The following is a 2,400-nucleotide window of genomic DNA, read 5'->3' as shown; positions in this document are numbered from 1 at the left end:
TCGATAAGGTCAGAATGGTAAACTCGGGTACTGAGGCTTGTATGTCGGCTATTCGTGTGGCTCGTGGCTATACTGGCAAAAACAAGTTCATCAAATTCGAAGGTTGTTACCATGGTCATTCTGACTCTTTCCTGATTAAAGCAGGTAGTGGTGCAAGTACATTTGGAGAGCCAGATTCACCAGGTGTTACGCCAGGAACAGCTAACGATACGCTTACGGCAAAATACAACGATATTGAAAACGTAAGACAAGTTGTTGCTGATAATAAGGGTGAAATTTCTGCCATTATTGTCGAAGCTATTGCTGGTAATATGGGTTGTGTCTTACCTAAAAAAGGATTCTTAGAAGAATTACGTCAAATCTGCGATGAAGAAGGTATTCTTTTGATTTTCGACGAGGTAATGTCTGGATTCCGTTTGGGTAAAGGTGGTGCACAAGAGTACTTTGGCATTAAAGCTGACTTGGTAACTTTCGGTAAGGTTATCGGTGGTGGTATGCCTGTAGGTGCTTATGCGGGTCCTGATGAGATTATGAAGATTGTTTCTCCTGTAGGTCCTGTTTATCAAGCAGGAACACTTTCGGGTAATCCTATTGCCATGATTGCAGGTTACACCCTATTGACTGAATTGAACGAAAAACCTGAGCTTTTTACTGAGCTAGCCGCTAAGTGTGAATACCTACACAAAGGATTTGATAAGGTATTAGCTGAGTCGGGATTTGATTACAAAATAAACCGTTGTGGATCTATGATCTCAATCTTCTTTACGGATGTTGATGTGGTTGACTTCGATACAGCTGCAACAGCTAATAACGAGCTATTCCCTAAATTCTTCCACGAAATGTTGAAGCGCGGTATTTATTTGCCACCATCATCATTCGAGAGTTATTTCCTTTCTAACTCATTAACTTATGAGATGCTTGATAAAACCATTCAGGCAGCTAAGGAATCATTGGAAGCGATGAAAGCTTAAACATTTCAAGATCCAATATATAATCCCAAGCTCAGATAATGAGCTTGGGATTTTTCAATTAGTACTATCCCTAAATCTGGTACATTCGTTCTCGTAGAAAATATTTACTCATTTTCTGTGGACACAGAGCTCTTGCAGCTCGTTTTTGTTCATTTCCCATGGAAAAAACGTTCTCGCAGCTCGTTTTTGACCATTTCCCGTGGGAAAAACGTTCTCGCAGCTCGTTTTTGACCATTTCCCATGGGAAAAACGTTCTCGCAACTCGTTTTTACTCATTTCCCATGGGAAAAACGTTCTCGCAGCTCGTTTTGACTCATTTCCCATGGGAAAAACGTTCTCGCAGCTCGTTTTGACTCATTTCCCGTGGGAAAAACGTTCTCGCAGCTCGTATTTGCCCATTGTCCGTGGACACAAGGCTCTCGCAACAAATACTTGTCTATTGTCCTTGGACACAAAGCTCTCGCAGCAAATACTTGGAACCTATTCATTACTCTATGTCATCTTACGATTTCCTTTTAGTCATACCCTGACAAGTACCCCCGATTATTCGGGGTGTTTATAGTCAGAGCATGACGTCAAACAAAAAAATAATTCAATCTCCGAAGATCTATTCTATCTGCGGGAAAACTAAGTGTCAGAGCATGACCAGGAATTAATTAGAATATTTACCATATTAAATTAACTCTTCACCAATTTTTGTAAATTTACCTTTCTCAGAATTTAAACATCTAAACAAAGACCCTATCATGCATATCAAGCAAGAAGACCTTCAGAAAACTCACAAAAGAATAAAGCCATTTATTCACAATACACCTGTTTTGAGTTCATGTTTAATCAATGAAATTGCAGGCGCTCAACTCTATTTCAAGTGTGAGAATTTTCAGAAGATGGGTGCTTTTAAAATGCGAGGTGCTTTAAATACGGTTCTACAATTGAGCGATGAGCAGAAGAAAAATGGTGTTGCCACACATTCGTCGGGAAATTTTGCACAAGCTCTAGCCTTATCAGCCAAACTACAAGGTATTAAAGCTTATATCGTGATGCCCGAGAACGCACCTGAGGTTAAGAAAAAAGCGGTAAAAGGTTATGGTGGCCAAGTTATAGAATGTGAGGCAACTTTAGAAGCACGAGAAATCACCTTAAATAAAGTAGTAGCAGAAACAGGCGCCACTTTCCTTCACCCCTACAACGACTATCAGGTCATTCAAGGACAAGGAACCGCTGCCATGGAACTGATAGAAGAACATGATGACTTGGATTATATCATCACGCCAGTTGGTGGCGGTGGCTTGCTTGCGGGTACTGCCCTTGCAGCCTATAACTTTTCTCCTAAAACCAAAGTGATTGCTGGTGAACCTTTCGGTGCCGATGATGCCTGGCAATCTTTAGAGAAAGGCGAATTGATTCCGCAAACTAATCCTCAAACCAT

The 2,400-nt window shown here is 40.8% G+C and carries 2 protein-coding genes; both read left to right on the top strand.

Annotated elements, in window-relative coordinates; genetic code table 11:
* Positions 1–971, top strand: a 971-nt coding sequence (locus ABY905_RS16470; RefSeq protein ID WP_372645850.1) for a glutamate-1-semialdehyde 2,1-aminomutase, incomplete at its 5' end; no start/stop codon positions are given.
* Positions 972–1,717: 746 nt separating this feature from the next.
* Positions 1,718–2,400: pyridoxal-phosphate dependent enzyme (locus ABY905_RS16465; RefSeq protein ID WP_372645848.1), on the top strand; the 683-nt coding region annotated here is incomplete at its 3' end.

The organism is Ancylomarina sp. (assembly GCF_041555295.1).
Taxonomy (GTDB): Bacteria; Bacteroidota; Bacteroidia; order Bacteroidales; family Marinifilaceae; genus Ancylomarina.
The sequence above is the reverse complement of the archived record's forward strand: the minus strand, read 5'-3'. Positions and strand labels throughout refer to the sequence as shown.